The organism is Burkholderia sp. SRS-25 (assembly GCF_004343765.1).
Lineage (GTDB): Bacteria > Pseudomonadota > Gammaproteobacteria > Burkholderiales > Burkholderiaceae > Burkholderia > Burkholderia contaminans.
In genome coordinates, this window is the sequence record NZ_PTXM01000024.1 from 122,832 (window position 1) to 142,432 (window position 19,601).

Consider the following 19,601-nt stretch of genomic DNA (forward strand, 5'->3'; position numbering starts at 1 on the left):
CGGGGCTTCGTCAGAGATCGAGGCGCCGGACACGGCCTCTGTACGCCCGGGCTGCCGAATGTTCCGCGTCCGTTCACCGGCGCCCGCGTGCCGCGCAAACCCGCATCACCGCGCCACGACCCGGTTCCGCCCTTCCCGCTTCGCCTGGTACAACCGTTCGTCGACCACGCGCAGCAACGCATCGACCGTGCTGCCGTCGGCCCCGTATTGCGCAACGCCGACGCTGACCGTCACCTGCACGCGCTTGAAATCGAGCCCGAACGGCGAGCTCGCGATCGACGAGCGCACGCGCTCGGCGGTCATCCGTGCGCCTTCGAGCGGCATCTCCGGCAGCAGCGCCATGAATTCCTCGCCGCCGACCCGCGCGAGCCCGCCGGCCGGCCGGATCGCGTCGAGGCACTGGCGCACGACGCCGCGCAGCACCTCATCGCCGATCTGATGCCCGTACGCATCGTTGATGTTCTTGAAATTGTCGAGATCGAGCGCGAGCAGGCAGAACGGCGTACCGTCGCGCTCGGCCCGCACCATCTCCCGCTCGACCTGCGCGATGAATTGCCGGCGGTTCGACGCGCCCGTCATCGGGTCGGTAGCGGCCATGTATTCGAGCTTCTGGTTCGTGCGCCGCAGTTCCTGCAACGCGCTCTCGGTGCGCGCCATCGATTCCGACAGCCGGCTCATCAGGTCTTCCTGGCGGTAGATCGCCGAGAACGAGCGCGTCGTCTGCAGCGCCTGCACGACGCCGTAGCTGAGCAGGAAGAAGCCGCCGGCGAAGATCGCGTGCGCGAGCCACCACATGTGATTCCACGGCTTGCCGAGAATGAACGCGAGCGACGACAGTGCAAACGCCATGATCGACACGCCGTAGATCACCATCAGCGGCGAGCGGATCCGCCGCGCGAGCAGCAGGGCGACGTTCAGCAGCGAGAATACGAGCGCGCCGCCTTCCATCGACAGCCGCGTGCCCGGCGCGCCCGCGACCGGCGAATACGCGATGTACGCCACGACCACGTTGACGATCACGAAGAAGACGATCCACGGCAGCCACGTGCGTACGCTCGTGCGCTTCTCGATGCGATCGGGCGGCCGCGAATACGACAGCAGGCCCGTGAGCAGCAGGATCGACATCGCGAGCCGCGACGCGGGCCCGTACAGCAGGAACAGCCAGATGTTGTGATGCGCCATCCCGGTGAATGCACCGTGCAGCGCATAGATCATCGCGAAGCCCAGAAAGCCAAGTGTCATCCAGCGCAGCAGCGGCTCGCCGGACGACCGGTAGCAGACCCACGTCACGTAGGTGACGAACGCGCCTTCGAGGGTGGCGGCCGCGATCGCGATTTCATGGAATGCATGGTTCTCGAACACGACGTGCGGGTCGCTGAAGAACCACAGATACGCAATCAGATAGGCGGGCAGCAACGCGAATCCGACCAGCAGGCATTTCGCGTAGAGCCTTGCGGCCGCGCTGACGACGCGCGGCGGTTCCCCGGCTGCATAGGTCGTACTCATTCGGTCCCCGGTCGGTCTGCTGCGTGGGTTCGAACCTTCGCGGCACGGATCACTCGACGCACGATCCTGCCCATCGTGCCGAAAGGCAAATGTCAGAGCAAGTATAGGTGGGGCAATTCGTTTGACAAGTAAGGGGAAACGGCATTGCCGGGCGCATGCCTTTTGCTTGCCGATTGTTTCGAATGGCGGATCAGTCGCACCGATTCGCGTCTCGGCCGCCTGTCTCGCCGAAGCGAAACCGCGGCCGCTCCGCGTCAAAGATCAGAGGATTTCGAACAGCCCGGCCGCGCCCTGTCCGCCGCCGATACACATCGTGACGACCACGTACTTCACGCCGCGCCGCTTGCCTTCGATCAGCGCATGGCCCGTCAGGCGTGCGCCCGACACACCGTACGGATGGCCGACCGCGATCGCGCCGCCGTTCACGTTCAGACGATCCTCAGGAATCCCGAGCGTGTCGCGGCAGTACAGCACCTGCACCGCGAATGCTTCGTTCAGTTCCCACAGGCCGATATCGTCGACCTTCAGCCCCGCCTGCTTCAGCAGCTTGGGCACCGCGAACACGGGGCCGATGCCCATCTCGTCCGGCTCGCAACCGGCCACCGCGAAACCGCGGAACACGCCGAGCGGTTGCAGTCCTTCGCGCCGCGCGGCGTCGGCGCTCATCACGACGCAGGCCGACGCGCCGTCCGAGAACTGGCTCGCGTTGCCCGCGGTGATCACGCCGCCCGGCACGGCCGAGCGAATCTTCGACACGCCTTCGAGCGTCGTGTCGGGGCGGATCCCTTCGTCGGCCGAGACCGTCACTTCCTTCGTGAACAGGCGGCCCGTCGCCTTGTCGGCAACGCCCGCGAGCACGGTGATCGGCACGATCTCGTCGCGAAAGCGCCCGGCTTCCTGCGCAGCCGCGGCGCGCAGTTGCGACTGCACGCCGTACTCGTCCTGGCGCTCCTTCGAGATGCCGTAGCGCTTCGCAACGTTCTCGGCCGTCTGCAGCATGTTCCAGTAGATCTCGGGCTTGTGCTGGACGAGCCAGCCTTCCTGGATCATGTGGTGGTTCATCTCGTTCTGCACGCACGAGATCGATTCGACGCCGCCCGCCACATACACTTCGCCTTCGCCCGCGATGATCCGCTGCGCGGCCAGCGCGATGGTCTGCAGCCCGGACGAGCAGAAACGGTTCACGGTCATCCCCGGCACCGTCACGGGCAGCCCCGCGCGCAGTGCGATCTGCCGCGCGATGTTCGCGCCGGTCGCGCCTTCGGGGTTCGCGCAACCCATGATCACGTCCTCGACGCGTGCGGGGTCGAGCTTCGCGCGTTCGACAGCGGCCGCGACCGCGTGGCCGCCGAGCGTCGCGCCGTGCGTCATGTTGAAAGCACCGCGCCAGGATTTCGCCAGCGGCGTGCGGGCGGTCGATACGATTACGGCTTCGGTCATGCGAGTCTCCTTCGGTCCTGCTTCATGTTGGGGTCTGCGCTACGCCGCCGGGCGCGCGCCCGCGGACGTCACATGCGCGACGCCCGCTGCCTGCATCTGTTGCCACGCGTGGGCGAGCGACCCGTTCAGGTCGATCGCGCGGCACGCATCGTTGATCACCGCGGCTTCGAAACCGGCCGCGCGCGCATCGAGCGCCGACCACGCGACGCAATAGTCGGTCGCGAGCCCGCAGCACCACACGCGCTTCGCGCCGAGCTCGCGCAGATAACCCGCGAGCCCGGTGCGCGTCGTGCGGTCGGCTTCGACGAACGCGGAATAGCTGTCGACCTGCGCGTCGCCGCCCTTGCGGATCACGAGCCGCGCATGCGGGATGTCGAGATCGCGATGCAGCGCCGCGCCATCCGTGTCCTGCACGCAGTGCACGGGCCACAGCACCTGCTCTCCGTACGGCAGCGCGAGCGTGGAAAACGGTTCGCGGCCCGGATGGTTCGCCGCGAACGACACGTGCTCGCGCGGATGCCAGTCCTGCGTCAGCACGACCTGGTCGAAGCGTTGCGCGAGCGCGTTGATCACCGGCACGACCGCGTCGCCGTCGGGCACCGCGAGCGCGCCGCCCGGCATGAAGTCGTATTGCACGTCGATCACGAGCAGTACGTCGTCGGTGCGTTTCATTGCATTTCTCCGGGTGTGCGTCGCGCCGCGATCCGGCGCGTCAGCCGTTGAACCCGCGGCCGGCCTTCGCGAGTTCCGCGATCGACGGTGCGAGCTTCCATGCGTCGCCGTTCGGCGCGGCCGCGTAGCGGCGAATCGCGCGCTCGACGTTGTAGAGGCCAACCATGTCCGCGTACAGCATCGGGCCGCCGCGCCACAGCGGGAAGCCATAGCCGGTCAGGTAGACCATGTCGATGTCGGACGCCTTCGACGCGATCTTCTCTTCGAGGATCTTCGCGCCTTCGTTGACGAGTGCGAACACGAGCCGCTCGACGATCTCGTCGTCGCCGATCTTGCGACGCTCGACACCGCGCTCCTTCGAATATGCAACGACCATCTCGTCGACGAGCGACGACGGCTTGGCCTTGCGCTCGCCCGGCACGTAGTCGTACCAGCCGGCGCCCGTCTTCTGGCCGAAGCGGCCCTGCTCGCACAGACGGTCGGCGATCTTCGAGTACTCGAGATCGGGCTGCTCGATGTAGCGGCGCTTGCGGATCGCCCAGCCGATGTCGTTGCCGGCAAGGTCGCTCATCCGGAACGGGCCCATCGCGAAACCGAACTTCTCGATCGCACGATCGACCTGCGCGGGCAGCGCGCCTTCCTCGAGCATGAACAGCGCCTGGCGGATGTACTGCTCGATCATCCGGTTGCCGATGAAGCCGTCGCACACGCCCGACACGACCGCCGTCTTGCGGATCTTCTTCGCGACGGCCATCACGGTGGCAAGCACGTCCTTCGCGGTCTGCGCGCCGCGCACGACCTCGAGCAGCTTCATCACGTTCGCCGGGCTGAAGAAGTGCATGCCGACGACGTCCTGCGGACGCTTCGTGAACGCCGCGATCTTGTCGACGTCGAGCGTCGACGTGTTCGACGCGAGGATCGCCCCCGCCTTCGCGACTTCGTCGAGCTTCGTGAACACCTGCTCCTTCACACCGAGTTCCTCGAACACGGCCTCGACGATCAGGTCGGCGTCCTTCAGGTCGTCGTAGGACAGCGTCGGCGTGATCAGCGCCATGCGCGCGTCGAGCTTCTCCTGCGTGAGCTTGCCCTTCTTCACCTGCGCGTCGTAGTTCTTGCGGATCGTCGCGACGCCGCGCTCGAGCGCGTCCTGTTTCGTCTCGAGCAGCGTGACGGGCAGGCCTGCGTTGACGAAGTTCATCGCGATCCCGCCGCCCATCGTGCCCGCGCCGATCACGCCGACGCGGCGGATCTCGCGCAGCGGCGTATCGGCCGGCACGTCGGGAATCTTGCTCGCCGCGCGCTCGCCGAAGAACGCATGCCGCAGCGCACGGCTTTCCGGCGTCATCATCAGCGCGACGAAACCCTCGCGCTCGGCCACGCTGCCCTTGTCGAAGCCGTGCAGCACGCCGGCCTCGATCGCGTCGATGCACTTGTGCGGTGCGGGGAAATTCGGCGCGGCGGCCTTCGCGGAATTGCGCGCGAACTGGATGAAGCCCGCTGCGTTCGGGTGAACGATCTTGCGATCGCGCACGCGCGGATGCGGCCCCTTCTGCGCGCCGACCTTGCCCGCGAACGCGACGGCCGCGTCGAGCAGGTCGCCGTCGGCCATTTCGTCGAACAGCCCGCTCTTCGCAAGCTGCTCCGACGGCACCGGCACGCCCGACACGATCATGTTCAGCGCGGTTTCGAGCCCCACCGCACGCGGCAGGCGCTGCGTGCCGCCCGCGCCCGGCAGCAGGCCGAGCTTCACTTCGGGCAGCGCGATCTGTGCGCCGGGTGCCGCGACGCGGTAGTGCGCGCCGAGCGCAAGCTCGAGGCCGCCGCCCATCACGACGCTGTGCAGCGCCGCGACGACGGGCTTCGCGCTCGCCTCCACCGCGTGAATCACGGTGTGCAGCGTGGGCTCCTGCAGCGCCTTCGGCGTATTGAATTCGGTGATGTCGGCGCCGCCCGAGAATGCGCGTCCCGCGCCGGTCAGCACGATGGCTGTCACCGACGGGTCCTGCGCGGCGCGATCGAGCGCGTCCATGACGCCCTGACGGGTCGACAGGCCGAGCCCGTTGACGGGCGGATTGTTGAGCGTAAGGACGGCCACGCCGTCGCGAGTCGAGTAATCCACTGCCATCTGCCTGCCTCCATGCATCGCGCGCCGGGGTGGCTGCGCTTCATTGTGCGCGGTCGAACAGCCGCATGTCCTGATGAACGGAGGCAGCATACAACGAAAAAGCACGGTCGTTCAATTTGAATTTTGTTCCCGATGCCGGTCGCCCGATCCGGGGACGGATCGGGGGACGGATCCGGGCGACCGCATCACGAGCCGCTCCGGGCCCGGGCCGGCGTTACGGCTCGCAGACCGCCGTCGGCAACACGTAGTCGCGGAACGTCTCGCGCAACTTCAGCTTCTGCAGCTTGCCGGTCGCGGTGTGCGGCAGCGATTCGACGAATACGACGTCGTCGGGAATCCACCATTTCGCGACCTTGCCCTCGTAGAACGCGAGCAGCGCGTCGCGGCTCAGGTTCGCCCCTTCGCGCGGCACCACGACGAGCAGCGGGCGCTCGGTCCATTTCGGGTGCGCACAGGCGATGCACGCGGCCTCGGCCACGCCCGGGTGCGCGATCGCGACGTTCTCGATGTCGATCGAGCTGATCCACTCGCCGCCCGACTTGATCACGTCCTTGCTGCGGTCGGTGATCTGCAGGAAGCCGTCGGGGTCGATCGTCGCGACGTCGCCGGTCGGGAACCAGCCGTCCGGCGACAGCGGCGACGTATCGCCGCGGAAGTAGTGATCGATCACCCACGGGCCACGCACCTGCAGTTCGCCGAATGCGACGCCGTCCCACGGCAGTTCGTGGCCGTCCTCCCCGACGATGCGCATGTCGACGCCGCAGATCACGCGCCCCTGCTTCTCGAGCAGCTTGCGCTGCGCGTCGAGCGGCCGCTGCGACTGCGCCCAGTTGAGCTTCGCGAGCGTGCCGAGCGGCGACAGCTCGGTCATCCCCCATGCGTGAATCACGCGCACGCCGTATTCGTCCTCGAAGGTGCGCAGCATCGCGGGCGGGCACGCGGAGCCGCCGATCACCGTGCGGTTCAGCGTCGAGAAGCGCACGCCGGCCTCGCGCATGTAGTTGAGCAGGCCGAGCCACACGGTCGGCACGCCCGCGGAGAACGTCACGCGCTCGGCCTCCATCAGCTGGTACAGCGATTTCCCGTCGAGATCCTTGCCGGGCAGCACGAGCTTGCCGCCCGTGAGCGGCACCGCGTACGGCAGCCCCCATGCGTTGACGTGGAACATCGGTACGACGGGCAGCACGGCGTCCATCGCGGACAGGTTCATCGCGTCGGGCAGCGCTGCACCGTACGCGTGCAGCACGGTCGAGCGGTTCGAATACAGCACGCCCTTCGGGTTGCCGGTCGTGCCCGACGTGTAGCAGAGCCCCGACGCCTGCTGCTCGTCGAGGCGCGGCCAGTCGTAGCGACCGTCCTCCGCTTCGACGAGCGTTTCGTAGCAGAGGAACGGCGTCGTGCCGGACGGCAGGTGCGCGGCGTCCGTCATCGCGACCCAGCCCTTCACGTGCGGGCATTGCGGTGCGATGGCCTCGACGAGCGGCGCGAAATTGATGTCGAAGAAGACGTAGCGGTCTTCCGCGTGATTGACGATGTACGCGATCTGCTCGGGAAAGAGGCGCGGGTTGATCGTGTGGCATACGGCACCCATCCCGCCGATCCCGTAATACGCTTCCAGATGCCGGTAGCCGTTCCATGCCAGCGTACCGACGCGATCGCCGGTTTCGACGCCGAGCCGCGCAAGCGCCTGCGCCAGCTGCTTCGCGCGGCGTTCGCAATCGCGGTACGTGTAGCGATGCAGATCGCCTTCCACGCGCTTCGACACGATCTCCGTATCGCCGGCGTGGCGCGCGGCGTGAGAAATCAGCGACGACACCAGCAACGGCATGTCCATCATCTGGCCCAGCAACGGCTTACCCATCGTCTTGTTCTCCGTGAGGATGCGAATCGGTGCCTCTGCAGCGCGCCCGTCAGCGGCCCCGGACGGGCGTGGCGCACGGTGCGCGGGCCACCATGCGGGCGGCGCAGCGCCGCCTTACAATATCGGCTTACCCAGAGGCGCTCAACATGTCGTTTTCCCGAAGCGCAGCCGATCCGGCTGACACCCTCCCCGACCTCGCCGCCACGCTCGGCGAGCCTGCCGCCGGCGCGTTCATCACGCTCGGCGACGCGTTTCATACGCGGCTGCCGGCCGCGCCGCTCGCCGCGCCGTACGTCGTCGGCCTTTCCGGCGAAGTCGCGCAACTGCTCGATCTGCCGCGGTCGATCGCCGCGCAGCCCGGCTTCGCCGAGCTGTTCGCCGGCAACCCGACGCGCGACTGGCCCGCGAACGCGATGCCGTATGCGTCGGTGTATTCCGGCCATCAGTTCGGCGTGTGGGCCGGCCAGCTCGGCGACGGCCGCGCGCTGACGATCGGCGAGCGCACCGGCACGGACGGCCGCCGCTACGAGCTGCAGCTGAAAGGCAGCGGCCGCACGCCATACTCGCGGATGGGTGACGGCCGCGCGGTGCTGCGCTCGTCGATCCGCGAATTCCTGTGCTCGGAAGCGATGCATCACCTCGGCATCCCGACCACGCGCGCACTGACGGTGATCGGCTCCGACCAGCCGGTGGTGCGCGAGGAGATCGAGACGTCCGCGGTCGTCACGCGCGTGTCGGAGAGCTTCGTGCGCTTCGGCCACTTCGAGCACTTCTTCTCGAACGATCGCCCCGACCTGCTGCGCCAGCTCGCCGATCACGTGATCGACCGCTTCTATCCGGATTGCCGCCACGCCGACGATCCGTACCTCGCGCTGCTCGAGGCCGCGACGCTGCGCACGGCGGATCTCGTCGCGCAGTGGCAGGCCGTCGGCTTCTGCCACGGCGTGATGAACACCGACAACATGTCGATCCTCGGCGTGACGATCGACTACGGTCCGTTCGGCTTCGTCGATGCGTTCGACGCGAACCACATCTGCAACCACTCGGATACGAGCGGCCGCTACGCATACCGGATGCAGCCGCGCATCGCGCACTGGAACTGCTATTGCCTCGCGCAGGCGCTGCTGCCGCTGATCGGCCTGCAGCACGGCATCGCCGACGACGATGCGCGCGCCGAACGTGCAGTGGAGGACGCGCAGGCCGTACTCGCGAAGTTCCCGGAACGCTTCGGCCCCGCGCTCGAACGTGCGATGCGCGCGAAGCTCGGCCTGGAGCTCGAACGCGAGCACGATGCCGAACTCGCCAACAAGCTGCTCGAGACCATGCATGCGAGCCACGCGGATTTCACGCTGACGTTCCGCCGGCTCGCGCAGATCTCGAAGCACGACGCGAGCCGCGACGCACCCGTGCGCGACCTCTTCATCGACCGCGACGCATTCGATGCGTGGGCGAACCTCTACCGCGCGCGGCTGTCCGAGGAAACGCGCGACGACGCGGCTCGCGCGGTTGCAATGAACCGCGCGAACCCCAAATACGTGCTTCGCAACCATCTGGCCGAAGTCGCGATCCGGCGCGCGAAGGAAAAGGATTTTTCGGAAATCGAGCGGCTCGCGCAGATCCTGCGCCGCCCGTTCGACGAACAACCGGAGCATGAAGCGTACGCGGCGTTGCCGCCCGACTGGGCCGGATCGCTCGAAGTGAGCTGCTCGTCCTGAGCCGCAACCCGCGAGTATCGCCCCATCGATCAGGAGAACCCCACATGTCCCACGATTCCGACGACAAGACCTTCCCGTACGAGAAGGACGACGCCGAGCTGCGCCGCCGGCTCACGCCGATGCAGTACGAAGTCACGCAGCATGCGGCGACCGAGCGCGCATTCACCGGCGAATACACCGACACCGAAGACGACGGCATCTACAAATGCGTCGTCTGCAGCACGCCGCTGTTCGAGTCAGGCGCCAAGTTCCACTCGGGCTGCGGCTGGCCCAGCTACTTCAAGCCGCTCAACGGCGAGGTGATCGACGAAAAGGTCGACTACTCGCACGGGATGGTCCGCGTCGAGGTGCGCTGCAACCACTGCGGCGCGCATCTCGGGCACGTCTTCGAGGACGGCCCGCGCGACAAGACCGGTTTGCGGTACTGCATCAATTCGGCTGCGTTAAACTTCGAGTCCCGACCCGAAAACGAATGAGCGGCGCCGGGCGGATCCGCGGGCGCCCCTCGCGCCACCGCCCTGATCCGCTCCGGCGGTGCCTGGCGGGTCCCTACAACGGTGAAAGGCCGCTCAAGCGGCCTTTCACGCAGCTGCGAGCGCCATGAAATTCCTGTTCGATCTGTTTCCGATCATCCTGTTTTTTGCCGCCTTCAAGGTCTGGGGCATCTTTACCGCCACCGCCGTCGCGATCGTCGCGACGCTGGCCCAGGTCGCCTGGGTTGCCTTCCGGCACCGGAAGGTCGACACGATGCTGTGGGTCAGCCTCGGCGTGATCGTCGTTTTCGGTGGCGCCACCCTCGTCCTGCATGACGAGAAATTCATCCAATGGAAACCGACTGTGCTGTACTGGCTGTTTGCGATCGGGCTGCTCGCTGCGCGCTATGCGTTCGGCAACAACCTGATCGAGAAGATGATGGGCAAGCAGCTCACGCTGCCGCACCCCGTATGGGACAAGCTGAACGTCGCCTGGGCGCTGTTCTTCGCGGTGCTCGGCGTCGCGAACCTGTACGTGGTGCACAACTTCACCGAATCGCAATGGGTGAACTTCAAGCTGTTCGGCACGACGGGCGCGATGGTCGTATTCATCATCCTGCAGAGCCTGTGGCTCACGAAATACCTGAAGGACGAGTGACATGACGGACGCCTTTCTCCACGCGTCGCCCGGCGAACGCATCGCGCTGATCGAAGCGCGCCTCACCGCGGCGCTCGCCCCGCTGTCGCTCACCGTGCGCGACGACAGCGCGCAGCACGCGGGCCACGCCGGCGCGTCCGCCGGCGGCCATTTCACGGTCACGATCGTGTCGGCCGCCTTCGCGGGCAAGCCGCGCGTCGCGCGGCACCGGCTGGTGTATGATGCGCTCGCTGATGCGATGCAGCGCGGCATTCACGCGCTCGCGATCGTGGCTTACACGCCCGAAGAATTCAACGAATCTTCAATCTAGTCTCATTAGGAATTCCCGATGATCCTGAAATCCCCCCGCCTGTGGGTCGCGGCGGCTGCTTTTGCAGCGGCACCGGCATTTGCCCAGAACATCGCCGTCGTCAACGGCACGCCGATTCCGAAGTCGCGCGCCGACGCGATGGTTGCTCAGCTCGTCCAGCAAGGCCAGACCGACAGCCCGCAACTGCAGCAGGCCGTCCGCCAGGAGCTCGTGAACCGCGAAATCCTGATGCAGGAAGCGATCCGTGAAGGCATCCCGAACCGTCCGGACGTGAAGGCGCAGGTCGCCGTCGCGCAGCAGACCGTCGTGCTGCGTTCGATGATCGAGAGCTTCCTGAAGAAGAACCAGCCGACCGACGCCGAAGTGAAGGCGCGCTACGACGACCTCGTGAAGGGCGCCGGCGGCAATCGCGAATACCACCTGCACCACATCCTCGTCGACAACGAGCAGCAGGCGAAGGACCTGATCGCGAAGATCAAGGCCGGTGCGAAGTTCGAAGATCTCGCGAAGCAGTTCTCGAAGGATCCGGGTTCGGGCAAGAACGGCGGCGATCTCGACTGGTCCGACCCGAAGGCGTACGTGCCGGAATTCGCGGCGGCCGCGCAGAAGCTGCAGAAAGGCCAGATGACCGACACGCCCGTGAAGACGCAGTTCGGCTGGCACATCATCCGTGTCGACGACGTCCGCGATATCGCCCCGCCGCCGTTCGATCAGGTGAAGGCGCAGATCGCGCAACAACTCGTGCAGCAGAAGCTGCAGGCGTTCGAGGAAGGTCTGCGCCAGCAGGCAAAGATCCAGTAACGCAGGCGCTCGTCGCCGATGCATCCAAAATGCCGCTCTTCGGAGCGGCATTTTTTATTGCCCGCGCGGGCTGCCGGTGCATCACGATGTGCGTCAGCTCGCCCGGCAAAAAGAAGAGGCCGCTCGAATGAGCGGCCTTTCCCGTGCCGGATTCGCGCGCGCCGCAAGCGCGGCTGGCTACGCGGGATGGAACACGTCGTGATAACGAACGTCACCCGACGGCCGCGGTGCCGAATCGTCGAGCGACAGCGCGAGGAAATACTCGGGCGGCACGCCCGGGAACACGATGTCGCCGGATGGCGCAAAGCCGAACCGCGTGTAGTACGCGGGTTCGCCGAGCAGCACGCAACCGCGCGCGCCAAGCCGGCGCAACGCGTCGAGCCCCGTGCGCACCAAACCCGCACCGATGCTCTGCCGCTGGCAATCGGGCAGCACCGCGAGCGGCGCCAGCCCATACCAGCCCTGGCTGCCGGACGGCTCGCCGCCGATCGACACCGGCGAGAACGCAACGTGCCCGATCAGGCGTCCGTCGCGCTCAGCGACGAGCGAGACGCTCAACGCACCGTCGGCACGCAGCGCATCGACGATCCGCCGTTCGAACTGGCCACCCTCCGGCTCACCCGCGAACGCGGCGACGATCACGCGGCCGATCGCGTCGGCCTCGCTTGCACGCGCATCGCGCAGCGTGACGACCTCGACCGGCGCGTTCGGGTCGAACATCATCCCGATCAGCCGATCCAGCGGCGCGCGTTGCGGAACACGCGCATCCACGGGCTCGCTTCACCCCAGCTTTCCGGGTGCCAGCTCATTGCAACGGTGCGATGCACACGCTCCATGTGCGGCATCAGCACCGAGAAGCGGCCGTCGGCCGTCGTGACCGACGTGATGCCGGCCGGCGAGCCGTTCGGGTTGAACGGATAGCGCTCGGTCGCTTCGCCGCGGTGGTCGACGTAACGCATCGCGACCGCGACGCGATCGATGTCGCCCTGCTGCGAGAAATCCGCGTAGCCTTCGCCGTGCGCGACCGCGACCGGAATCCGCGAGCCTTCCATCCCCGCGAAGAAGATCGACGGCGACTTCTGCACTTCGACGAACGAGAAGCGCGCCTCGAACTGCTCGGACTTGTTGCGCGTGAACTTCGGCCACGCTTCCGCGCCCGGAATCATCGACGCGAGGCTCGACAGCATCTGGCAGCCGTTGCAGATGCCGAGCGCGAACGTGTCGGGACGTGCGAAGAAGGCCGAGAACATGTCGGCGAGGTTCGCGTTGAAGCGGACCGTCTTCGCCCAGCCTTCGCCCGCGCCCAGCACGTCGCCGTACGAGAAGCCGCCGCATGCGACCGCGCCCGCGAAATCGGCGAGCGTGGCACGGCCGGCCAGCAGGTCGCTCATGTGCACGTCGTGCGCATCGAAGCCCGCGCGATCGAACGCGTAGGCCGTTTCCAGATGCGAGTTCACGCCCTGCTCACGCAGGATCGCGACGCGCGGCCGTGCGCCCGTCGCGATGAACGGCGCGGCGATGTCATCGGCCGGATCGAAGCTCAGCACCGGCGAGATGCCCGGATCGGCCGCGTCGAGCAGCGCGTCGTATTCGGCATCCGCGCAGGCCGGGTTATCACGCAGGCGCGCGATGCGCCAGCTCACTTCGCTCCATGCGCGATGGAGTTCGGTGCGCGGTGCGTCGAAGATCTTCTTCGCGTCGCGGTACACCTCGATCACGTCGCGATCGTTGACCGAGCCGATCACGTGCGAGCACGCCGACAGGCCGAACTCGCGCAGCGCGCCGAGCACCGCGTCGCGCTCGGTCGCACGCACCTGCACGACGGCGCCGAGTTCCTCGGAGAACAGCGCGCGCAGCGTGCGATCCTCGCGGCGGCCGCTCGTCTGCTTCGCCCAGTCCTTCGCGTCGCCGTAGTCGGATTCGTGATTCGGGTCGAGCGTCAGCATGTCGACGTTCAGCGACACGCCCGCGTGGCCCGCGAACGCCATTTCGCACACCGTCGCCCACAGGCCGCCGTCCGAGCGGTCGTGGTATGCCAGCAGCTTGCCTTGCGCATTGAGCGACTGGATCGCGTTGAAGAAGCGCTTCAGGTCTTCCGCATCGTCGACGTCCGGCGTCGTGTCGCCGACCTGCTGCGTAACCTGCGCGAAGATGCTGCCGCCCATCCGGTTCTTGCCGCGGCCGAGATCGATCGCGATCAGCACGCTGTCGCCCACGTCGGCGATGCGGCGCAGTTGCGGCGTCAGGTGACGGCGCACGTCCTCGACCGGTGCGAACGCGGAGATGATCAGCGACACCGGCGACACCACTTCCTTCGCAACGCCCTGCTCATCCCACTTCGTCTTCATCGACAGCGAATCCTTGCCGACCGGGATGCCGATCCCGAGCGCCGGGCACAGCTCCATGCCGATCGCCTTGACCGTGTCGAACAGCGCGGCGTCCTCGCCGGCCGTGCCGCATGCCGCCATCCAGTTCGCCGACAGCTTCAGCTTGTCGAGCGCCGCGATCGGCGCGCTCGCGATGTTCGTGATCGCCTCGCCGACCGCCATGCGGCCCGATGCCGGCGCATTGATCACGGCGAGCGGCGTGCGCTCGGCCATCGTCATCGCCTCGCCCTTGAAGCCCGCGTAGTCGAGCGCGGTGATTGCGCAGTCGGCCACCGGCACCTGCCACGGGCCGACCATCTGGTCGCGCACCGACGTGCCGCCGACCGAGCGGTCGCCGATCGTGATCAGGAACGACTTGCTGCCGACCGTCGGGTGCTTCAGCACGTCGACGGCGACCGCCGACAATGCGATGCCCGTCACGTCGACCGGCGCGCGCTCGGTCGTCACGCGCGTGACGTCGCGATGCATGCGCGGCGGTTTGCCGAGCAGCACTTCCATCGGCATGTCGACCGGGTATTCGTCGGCGCCCGTCGCTTCGTCGTCGACGAGCTTCAACTGGCGTTCGTCGGTCGCGACACCGACCACCGCGAACGGGCAGCGCTCACGGGCGCAGATCGCCTCGAAGCGCGGCAGGTCGGCCGGCGCGATCGCCAGCACGTAGCGCTCCTGCGCTTCGTTCGACCAGATTTCGCGCGGCGACAGGCCCGATTCCTCGAGCGCGACCTTGCGCAGCTCGAAGCGCGCGCCCTTGCCCGCACCGTCGACGATCTCGGGGAACGCGTTCGACAGGCCGCCCGCGCCGACGTCGTGGATGCTCAGGATCGGGTTTTCCGCGCCGAGCTGCCAGCAGCCGTTGATCACTTCCTGGGCGCGACGCTCGATTTCAGGGTTGCCGCGCTGTACCGAGTCGAAATCGAGTTCGGCCGTGTTCGCGCCGGTCGCCATCGAGCTCGCGGCGCCGCCGCCCATCCCGATCCGCATGCCCGGGCCGCCGATCTGGATCAGCAGCGAGCCGGCCGGGACGTCGTGCTTGTGCGTATGTTGGTCGGCGATGTTGCCGAGACCGCCCGCGATCATGATCGGCTTGTGATAGCCGTGCACCTTCCCGCCGACGTTCTGCTCGTACACGCGAAAATAGCCGCCGAGGTTCGGACGGCCGAATTCGTTGTTGAACGCGGCGCCGCCGAGCGGGCCGTCGATCATGATCTGCAGCGGCGACGCGATGCGGTCCGGGCGGCCGTACGGGCCGTGCGCTTCGTTCGGGTTGCGCTCGGCAACCGGCTGCGCCGCGTCGCGTGCGTTTTCCCACGACTGGCGTGCGTCGGGCAGATCGAGGTTCGATACGGTGAAGCCCGTGAGGCCGGCCTTCGGGCGCGCACCGCGGCCCGTCGCGCCTTCGTCGCGGATCTCGCCGCCCGCGCCGGTCGCCGCACCCGGGAACGGCGAGATCGCCGTCGGGTGGTTGTGCGTCTCGACCTTCATCAGCGTGTGCGTGAGCTCGGTGTGGCGGCCATAGCGTTCGCCCGGCTCGCCGGCCGCGCCCGCGTTGCGCGGGAACCAGCGTTCGGCTTCGGCACCGACCATGATCGACGAGTTGTCCGAATACGCGACGATCGTGCCTTGCGGGTTCAGCTTCTCGGTGTTGCGGATCATCGCGAACAGCGACATGTCCTGTGCTTCGCCGTCGATCGTCCACTGCGCGTTGAAGATCTTGTGGCGGCAGTGCTCGCTGTTCGCCTGCGCGAACATCATCAGTTCCACGTCGGTCGGGTTGCGTTCGAGCTTGCGGAACGCGTCGACCAGGTAGTCGATCTCGTCGTCGGCGAGCGCGAGGCCCAGTTCGACGTTCGCGCGTTCGAGCGCGCCGCGGCCGACGCCCAGCACGTCGACGCTCGCGAGCGGCTTGGCCGGCAGTTCGTCGAACAGGTGCTTCGCGTCGTCGCGCGCCGCGACCACGCTTTCGGTCATCCGGTCATGCAGCGCGGCCGCGACGGCTGCGCGCGCGTCGTCCGACAGCGCCTTCTTGCCGCCGAGCAGGCCCGACTTCAGCGTGACCGTGAATTCGACGCCGCGCTCGATGCGGCGCACCTGCGTGAGGCCGCAATGCTGCGCGATGTCGGTCGCCTTGCTCGCCCACGGCGAGACCGTGCCGAAGCGCGGCAGCACGACGAAGGTCTCGGCCGCGCCCTTCTCGGCCGCCGGCTCGAACGGCGCGCCGTAGTGCATCAGTGCGTCGATGCGCGCGCTGTCGTCGGCCGACAGCGGCTCGGCCGCATTGACGAAGTGCAGGAACCGCCCGCGCACCGCGACGATGTTGGCGTCGATTTGCCTGAGCGTGTCGAGCAGACGGGTTTGACGGAAATCGGAGAGGGCCGAAGCGCCGGGAAAACACGAGAAGTGAGCCATGGGCTGGACTGACGTCGATGAGTCGCGCGAGGTGGCGACGTGGGGCGAAAGGAAGGCCGTAATTATACCCGGAAGTCGGCCGCCCCAGACCGGCCAATCGGTAGCCCGCATGCACCGCGACGGTGCCACGGTGCGCGCCGCGTACGTCCCGCCCGCCGGGCGGCCGCGCGCGGGCGCGGCAGCCGGCGGCCGCTGCGCGGCTGCACGGTCCGTGCTCGCCCGGCGCCGGTTCCCGCGATTTTGGCGCTATCATTCCGGGTTCACCGGGCCGGGCCCTCAGCAAATTCTCACCGGGTAGCGCACGCGCGCCGCCCGTCATCGAAGCAATCCATGGATGTCATCGTCATCGGCGGCGGAATCAGCGGCGTCGCCACCGCCTACCAGTTGCGCGCGGCCGGCCATCGCGTGTGCGTGGTCGAACGTCACGCCACCGTCGCGCAGGGTGCGACCTACGGCGACGGCGGCGCGCTGCTGCCGAGCCCGCTCGACGTCTGGTTCGGCCCGACCTTCATGCGCCAGCGCCAGCCGCGCGACAGCGGCGTCGTCTACAAGCCGGGCTTCAACGGCGGCGTGCGCCGCTTCGTCAAGCAGCTCGGCACGTTGCGCGAACCCGACGCGTTCGCCGCCCAGTACGCGCGGCTGCGCCCGCTGATCGATGCGTCGCGCGACACGCTCGCCGACATCGAGACGCGCCTCGAACTCGAATTCGAACAGAAGCCCGGCATCCTGCACGTGGTGCGCGATCCGCGCGACTGGGAGGCGATGCAGCCCGCACTCGACCTGCTGCGCACGCTCGACCAGCCGTACCGCCTGCTCTCCGCCGACGAATGCGCTGCGCTCGAGCCGTCGGTGCCGCCCGAACCCGGCTTCGCCGGCGGCGTGCTGCTCGAGACCGAGCGCACCGGCAATTGCCCGCTGTTCGCGAAACTGGTCAAGCAGACGCTCGACGAGCATGGCGTGCAGTTCAGATTCGGCGCGGAAGTCGCCGCAATCCGCGTCGACACCGGCCGTGCCGCGGTCGAGCTCGTCCCGCCCGGCGACCGGCGCGCGTCGAACGCACGCGAGGTCGACGTGATTTCCGCCGATGCGATCGTGGTCGCCGCCGGCGCCGGCAGCCTGCCACTGCTCGACCGGCTCGGCTGGCGCCTGCCGCTGCACCCGGTGCGCGTTCATACGCTCACCGCGCCGGTCGCCTACGAAGAACACGCGCCGCACCTGAACGTCATCGATTCGATCAAGCGGATCTCGATCACGCGCACCCACCAGCGGCTGCGTGTCGGCGGCGGCGCCGTGTTGCAGAGCCTGCCCGACACCGCGAAGCCGCTCGCGGAGCCGCTGTCCGAGGCCGCGCTCGCGCTGCTCGGCCAGGCCGTCCACGACTGGGTGCCCGGCGCCGCGCGGATCTCCGCTGCGTTGTCGTGGCAAGGCACGCAGTTGCTGTCGCCGGACGGCCTGCCGGTCGTCGGTCCGACCCCGCATCCGCGCGTGTTCGTCAATTTCGGACACGGCCCGGCCGGCTGGGGGCTTGCATGCGGGTCTGCTAAAGTGGTGACCGACTATCTGGGCGGGGACGTACAGCACTGGCCCGCCGACACGCTCGCCGCGCTGCGCGCCGGGCGCTTCACGACCTGACCGCCGCGGGGCCGTCCCCGGCGGCCTCCTAGCCAGCCGCCACGACCCCGCGATGACCGTTAATACCCGCCCGCTTCCCGATTCCGATCCGATCGCGCTGCTGCGCGTCGCCGACCTGCGCACAACCGAAACCGACGGCGCGGCCGTGCTGCCGCCGCATACGCTGATGGGTCGCGCCGGCGCCGCCGCCGCGCACTGGCTGTCCGAGCGCATGGCCGGCGACGACCGCCCCGTGTGGTTCGCGGTCGGCCCGGGCAACAACGGCGGCGACGCGCTCGTTGCCGCCGCCCACCTCCAGCAGCTTGGCGTCGCCACGCAAGCTTGGATGCCGGTGCCGGTGAAACCGGACGACGCGCAATGGGCGCTCGGCCTCGCGCGCGCAGCCGGCGTACCGCTGTCCGCCGCACCGCCTGCTTCGCTGGACGGCTTTGCGTGGGTCGTCGACGGGCTGTTCGGCATCGGTCTCGGCCGCGCACTCGACGGCGCATTCGCCGAGCAGGCCCAGCGCATCGCCGCGCATGCGCGCAGCGGCGGCCAGGTGCTCGCACTCGATGTCCCGAGCGGGCTCGACAGCGATACGGGCCAGATCGTCGGCGCGGGTGTCGCTGTCGCCGCCACCCATACGCTCACTTTCATCGCCGCGAAGCCGGGCCTCTATACCGGCGAGGGTCGTGATCTCGCCGGCGAGATCGACGTCGCATCGCTCGACGTCGCGCCGCCCGCCGCGCCGGCCATCGTGCTGAACGCGCCCGCGCGGTTCGCCGCCGCCCTGCCCCCGCGCGCATTCGCGTCCCACAAGGGCACGTTCGGCAGTCTCGCGGTGCTCGGCGGCGACACGGGCATGTGCGGTGCGCCGATCCTGGCCGCACGCGCCGCGCTGTTCGCCGGTGCCGGCAAGGTGCACGTCGGCTTCCTCGGCGCCGGCGCGCCGCCGTACGACCCGCCGTTTCCCGAACTGATGCTGCATCCGGCTGACGGCCTCGATCTCGGCGCGATGACCGCCATCGCGGCCGGCTGCGGGCTGGGTACGCGCGAGGCCGCGGCGACGCTCGTGCGCGACGTGCTCGAACACGATGCCGCAACGCTGCTCGATGCCGATGCGCTGAACGTCATCGCGACACATGCCGATCTCGCAGCCGCCGTCGCTACGCGCGGTACGCGCGGCAATCCGTGCGTGCTGACGCCGCACCCGCTCGAAGCCGCCCGGTTGCTCGGCAGCGACACGGCGACGATCCAGCACGACCGTGTCGCCGCCGCGCAGGCGCTCGCGGCGCGTTATGTAGCGAACGTCGTGCTGAAAGGCTCGGGCACGGTGATTGCGGCGCCGGACGGCCGCGTGACGATCAATCCGACCGGCAATGCGGCGCTCGCTACGGGCGGCACCGGCGACGTGCTCGGCGGACTGATCGGCGCGTTGCTCGCGCAGCGCGTCGCGCCGTACGAAGCGGCGCTCGCGGGCGTCTACCTGCACGGCCTCGCGGCCGACACGCTGACCGCGCACGGCACCGGCCCGGCCGGACTCACGGCCGGTGAACTCGCGCCGATGGTGCGCACGCTGCTCAATCGCCTTTTTTACGCGTCGCCGCGCGCCGACACATAAGGCCGCTATACTGAC

The 19,601-nt window shown here is 68.2% G+C and carries 14 protein-coding genes; 7 read left to right on the plus strand and 7 right to left on the minus strand.

Features of this window, described 5'->3' with window-relative positions:
* Nucleotides 1-105: 105 nt before the first annotated feature.
* The 5 genes from C5O79_RS30770 to C5O79_RS30790 all read right to left on the minus strand — a co-directional run bounded on the left by C5O79_RS30770 (nucleotide 106) and on the right by C5O79_RS30790 (nucleotide 7,604).
* Nucleotides 106-1,506 (minus strand): GGDEF domain-containing protein, encoded by a 1,401-nt coding sequence (locus C5O79_RS30770; RefSeq protein WP_046545908.1) that lies wholly within the window; start codon nucleotides 1,504-1,506, stop codon nucleotides 106-108.
* Between the two features lie 261 nt (nucleotides 1,507-1,767).
* Nucleotides 1,768-2,946 (minus strand): acetyl-CoA C-acyltransferase, encoded by a 1,179-nt coding sequence (locus C5O79_RS30775; protein ID WP_046545909.1) that lies wholly within the window; start codon nucleotides 2,944-2,946, stop codon nucleotides 1,768-1,770.
* A 39-nt stretch (nucleotides 2,947-2,985) separates the two neighbouring features.
* On the minus strand, nucleotides 2,986-3,618 hold the full coding sequence (pncA, locus tag C5O79_RS30780; protein WP_046545910.1) for a bifunctional nicotinamidase/pyrazinamidase: 633 nt from the start codon (nucleotides 3,616-3,618) through the stop codon (nucleotides 2,986-2,988).
* 40 nt (nucleotides 3,619-3,658) lie between these two features.
* Entirely contained in the window at nucleotides 3,659-5,743 is a 2,085-nt protein-coding gene (locus C5O79_RS30785; protein ID WP_122474069.1) for a 3-hydroxyacyl-CoA dehydrogenase NAD-binding domain-containing protein, read from the minus strand.
* Nucleotides 5,744-5,957: 214 nt separating this feature from the next.
* Nucleotides 5,958-7,604 (minus strand): 3-(methylthio)propionyl-CoA ligase, encoded by a 1,647-nt coding sequence (locus tag C5O79_RS30790; RefSeq protein WP_122474070.1) that lies wholly within the window; start codon nucleotides 7,602-7,604, stop codon nucleotides 5,958-5,960.
* A 146-nt stretch (nucleotides 7,605-7,750) separates the two neighbouring features.
* Here C5O79_RS30790 and C5O79_RS30795 point away from each other — a divergent pair, with 146 nt between their 5' ends.
* The 5 genes from C5O79_RS30795 to C5O79_RS30815 all read left to right on the plus strand — a co-directional run bounded on the left by C5O79_RS30795 (nucleotide 7,751) and on the right by C5O79_RS30815 (nucleotide 11,561).
* Entirely contained in the window at nucleotides 7,751-9,319 is a 1,569-nt protein-coding gene (locus C5O79_RS30795) for a protein adenylyltransferase SelO (protein ID WP_046545913.1), read from the plus strand.
* 44 nt (nucleotides 9,320-9,363) lie between these two features.
* The gene (gene msrB / locus C5O79_RS30800) at nucleotides 9,364-9,795 is read left to right on the plus strand and encodes a peptide-methionine (R)-S-oxide reductase MsrB (protein ID WP_046545914.1); all 432 of its coding nucleotides are present in this window, start codon (nucleotides 9,364-9,366) and stop codon (nucleotides 9,793-9,795) included.
* A 124-nt stretch (nucleotides 9,796-9,919) separates the two neighbouring features.
* Nucleotides 9,920-10,450 carry a septation protein A gene (locus tag C5O79_RS30805; RefSeq protein WP_011352350.1) on the plus strand — a complete coding sequence of 177 codons (531 nt, stop codon included), beginning with the start codon at nucleotides 9,920-9,922 and terminating at the stop codon, nucleotides 10,448-10,450.
* 1 nt (nucleotide 10,451) lies between these two features.
* Nucleotides 10,452-10,760, plus strand: a complete 309-nt coding sequence (locus C5O79_RS30810) for a BolA family protein (protein WP_046545915.1) — start codon at nucleotides 10,452-10,454, stop codon at nucleotides 10,758-10,760.
* Between the two features lie 18 nt (nucleotides 10,761-10,778).
* Complete coding sequence (locus tag C5O79_RS30815) at nucleotides 10,779-11,561, plus strand: peptidylprolyl isomerase (protein ID WP_046545916.1); 783 nt, start codon at nucleotides 10,779-10,781, stop codon at nucleotides 11,559-11,561.
* A 177-nt stretch (nucleotides 11,562-11,738) separates the two neighbouring features.
* Here C5O79_RS30815 and C5O79_RS30820 read toward each other — a convergent pair whose 3' ends face one another.
* Nucleotides 11,739-12,284 carry an N-acetyltransferase gene (locus C5O79_RS30820; RefSeq protein ID WP_046546367.1) on the minus strand — a complete coding sequence of 182 codons (546 nt, stop codon included), beginning with the start codon at nucleotides 12,282-12,284 and terminating at the stop codon, nucleotides 11,739-11,741.
* 5 nt (nucleotides 12,285-12,289) lie between these two features.
* Complete coding sequence (purL, locus tag C5O79_RS30825) at nucleotides 12,290-16,354, minus strand: phosphoribosylformylglycinamidine synthase (protein ID WP_122474071.1); 4,065 nt, start codon at nucleotides 16,352-16,354, stop codon at nucleotides 12,290-12,292.
* A 330-nt stretch (nucleotides 16,355-16,684) separates the two neighbouring features.
* On the opposite strand from purL, the gene C5O79_RS30830 reads away from it, so the two are divergent.
* On the plus strand, nucleotides 16,685-17,986 hold the full coding sequence (locus tag C5O79_RS30830) for an FAD-dependent oxidoreductase (protein ID WP_122474072.1): 1,302 nt from the start codon (nucleotides 16,685-16,687) through the stop codon (nucleotides 17,984-17,986).
* Between the two features lie 52 nt (nucleotides 17,987-18,038).
* On the plus strand, nucleotides 18,039-19,586 hold the full coding sequence (locus C5O79_RS30835; RefSeq protein WP_122474073.1) for an NAD(P)H-hydrate dehydratase: 1,548 nt from the start codon (nucleotides 18,039-18,041) through the stop codon (nucleotides 19,584-19,586).
* Nucleotides 19,587-19,601 lie beyond the last annotated feature (15 nt).

Bases quoted from the DNA above. Each gene is read 5' to 3' on its own strand.
- pncA (WP_046545910.1), bottom strand. From the start codon at position 3,618: ATGAAACGCACCGACGACGTACTGCTCGTGATCGACGTGCAATACGAC.
- C5O79_RS30805 (WP_011352350.1), top strand. From the start codon at position 9,920: ATGAAATTCCTGTTCGATCTGTTTCCGATCATCCTGTTTTTTGCCGCC.
- C5O79_RS30810 (WP_046545915.1), top strand. From the start codon at position 10,452: ATGACGGACGCCTTTCTCCACGCGTCGCCCGGCGAACGCATCGCGCTG.
- C5O79_RS30815 (WP_046545916.1), top strand. From the start codon at position 10,779: ATGATCCTGAAATCCCCCCGCCTGTGGGTCGCGGCGGCTGCTTTTGCA.
- purL (WP_122474071.1), bottom strand. From the start codon at position 16,354: ATGGCTCACTTCTCGTGTTTTCCCGGCGCTTCGGCCCTCTCCGATTTC.
- C5O79_RS30820 (WP_046546367.1), bottom strand. From the start codon at position 12,284: ATGATGTTCGACCCGAACGCGCCGGTCGAGGTCGTCACGCTGCGCGAT.
- C5O79_RS30775 (WP_046545909.1), bottom strand. From the start codon at position 2,946: ATGACCGAAGCCGTAATCGTATCGACCGCCCGCACGCCGCTGGCGAAA.
- C5O79_RS30835 (WP_122474073.1), top strand. From the start codon at position 18,039: ATGACCGTTAATACCCGCCCGCTTCCCGATTCCGATCCGATCGCGCTG.
- C5O79_RS30795 (WP_046545913.1), top strand. From the start codon at position 7,751: ATGTCGTTTTCCCGAAGCGCAGCCGATCCGGCTGACACCCTCCCCGAC.
- C5O79_RS30785 (WP_122474069.1), bottom strand. From the start codon at position 5,743: ATGGCAGTGGATTACTCGACTCGCGACGGCGTGGCCGTCCTTACGCTC.
- C5O79_RS30790 (WP_122474070.1), bottom strand. From the start codon at position 7,604: ATGGGTAAGCCGTTGCTGGGCCAGATGATGGACATGCCGTTGCTGGTG.
- C5O79_RS30770 (WP_046545908.1), bottom strand. From the start codon at position 1,506: ATGAGTACGACCTATGCAGCCGGGGAACCGCCGCGCGTCGTCAGCGCG.
- msrB (WP_046545914.1), top strand. From the start codon at position 9,364: ATGTCCCACGATTCCGACGACAAGACCTTCCCGTACGAGAAGGACGAC.
- C5O79_RS30830 (WP_122474072.1), top strand. From the start codon at position 16,685: ATGGATGTCATCGTCATCGGCGGCGGAATCAGCGGCGTCGCCACCGCC.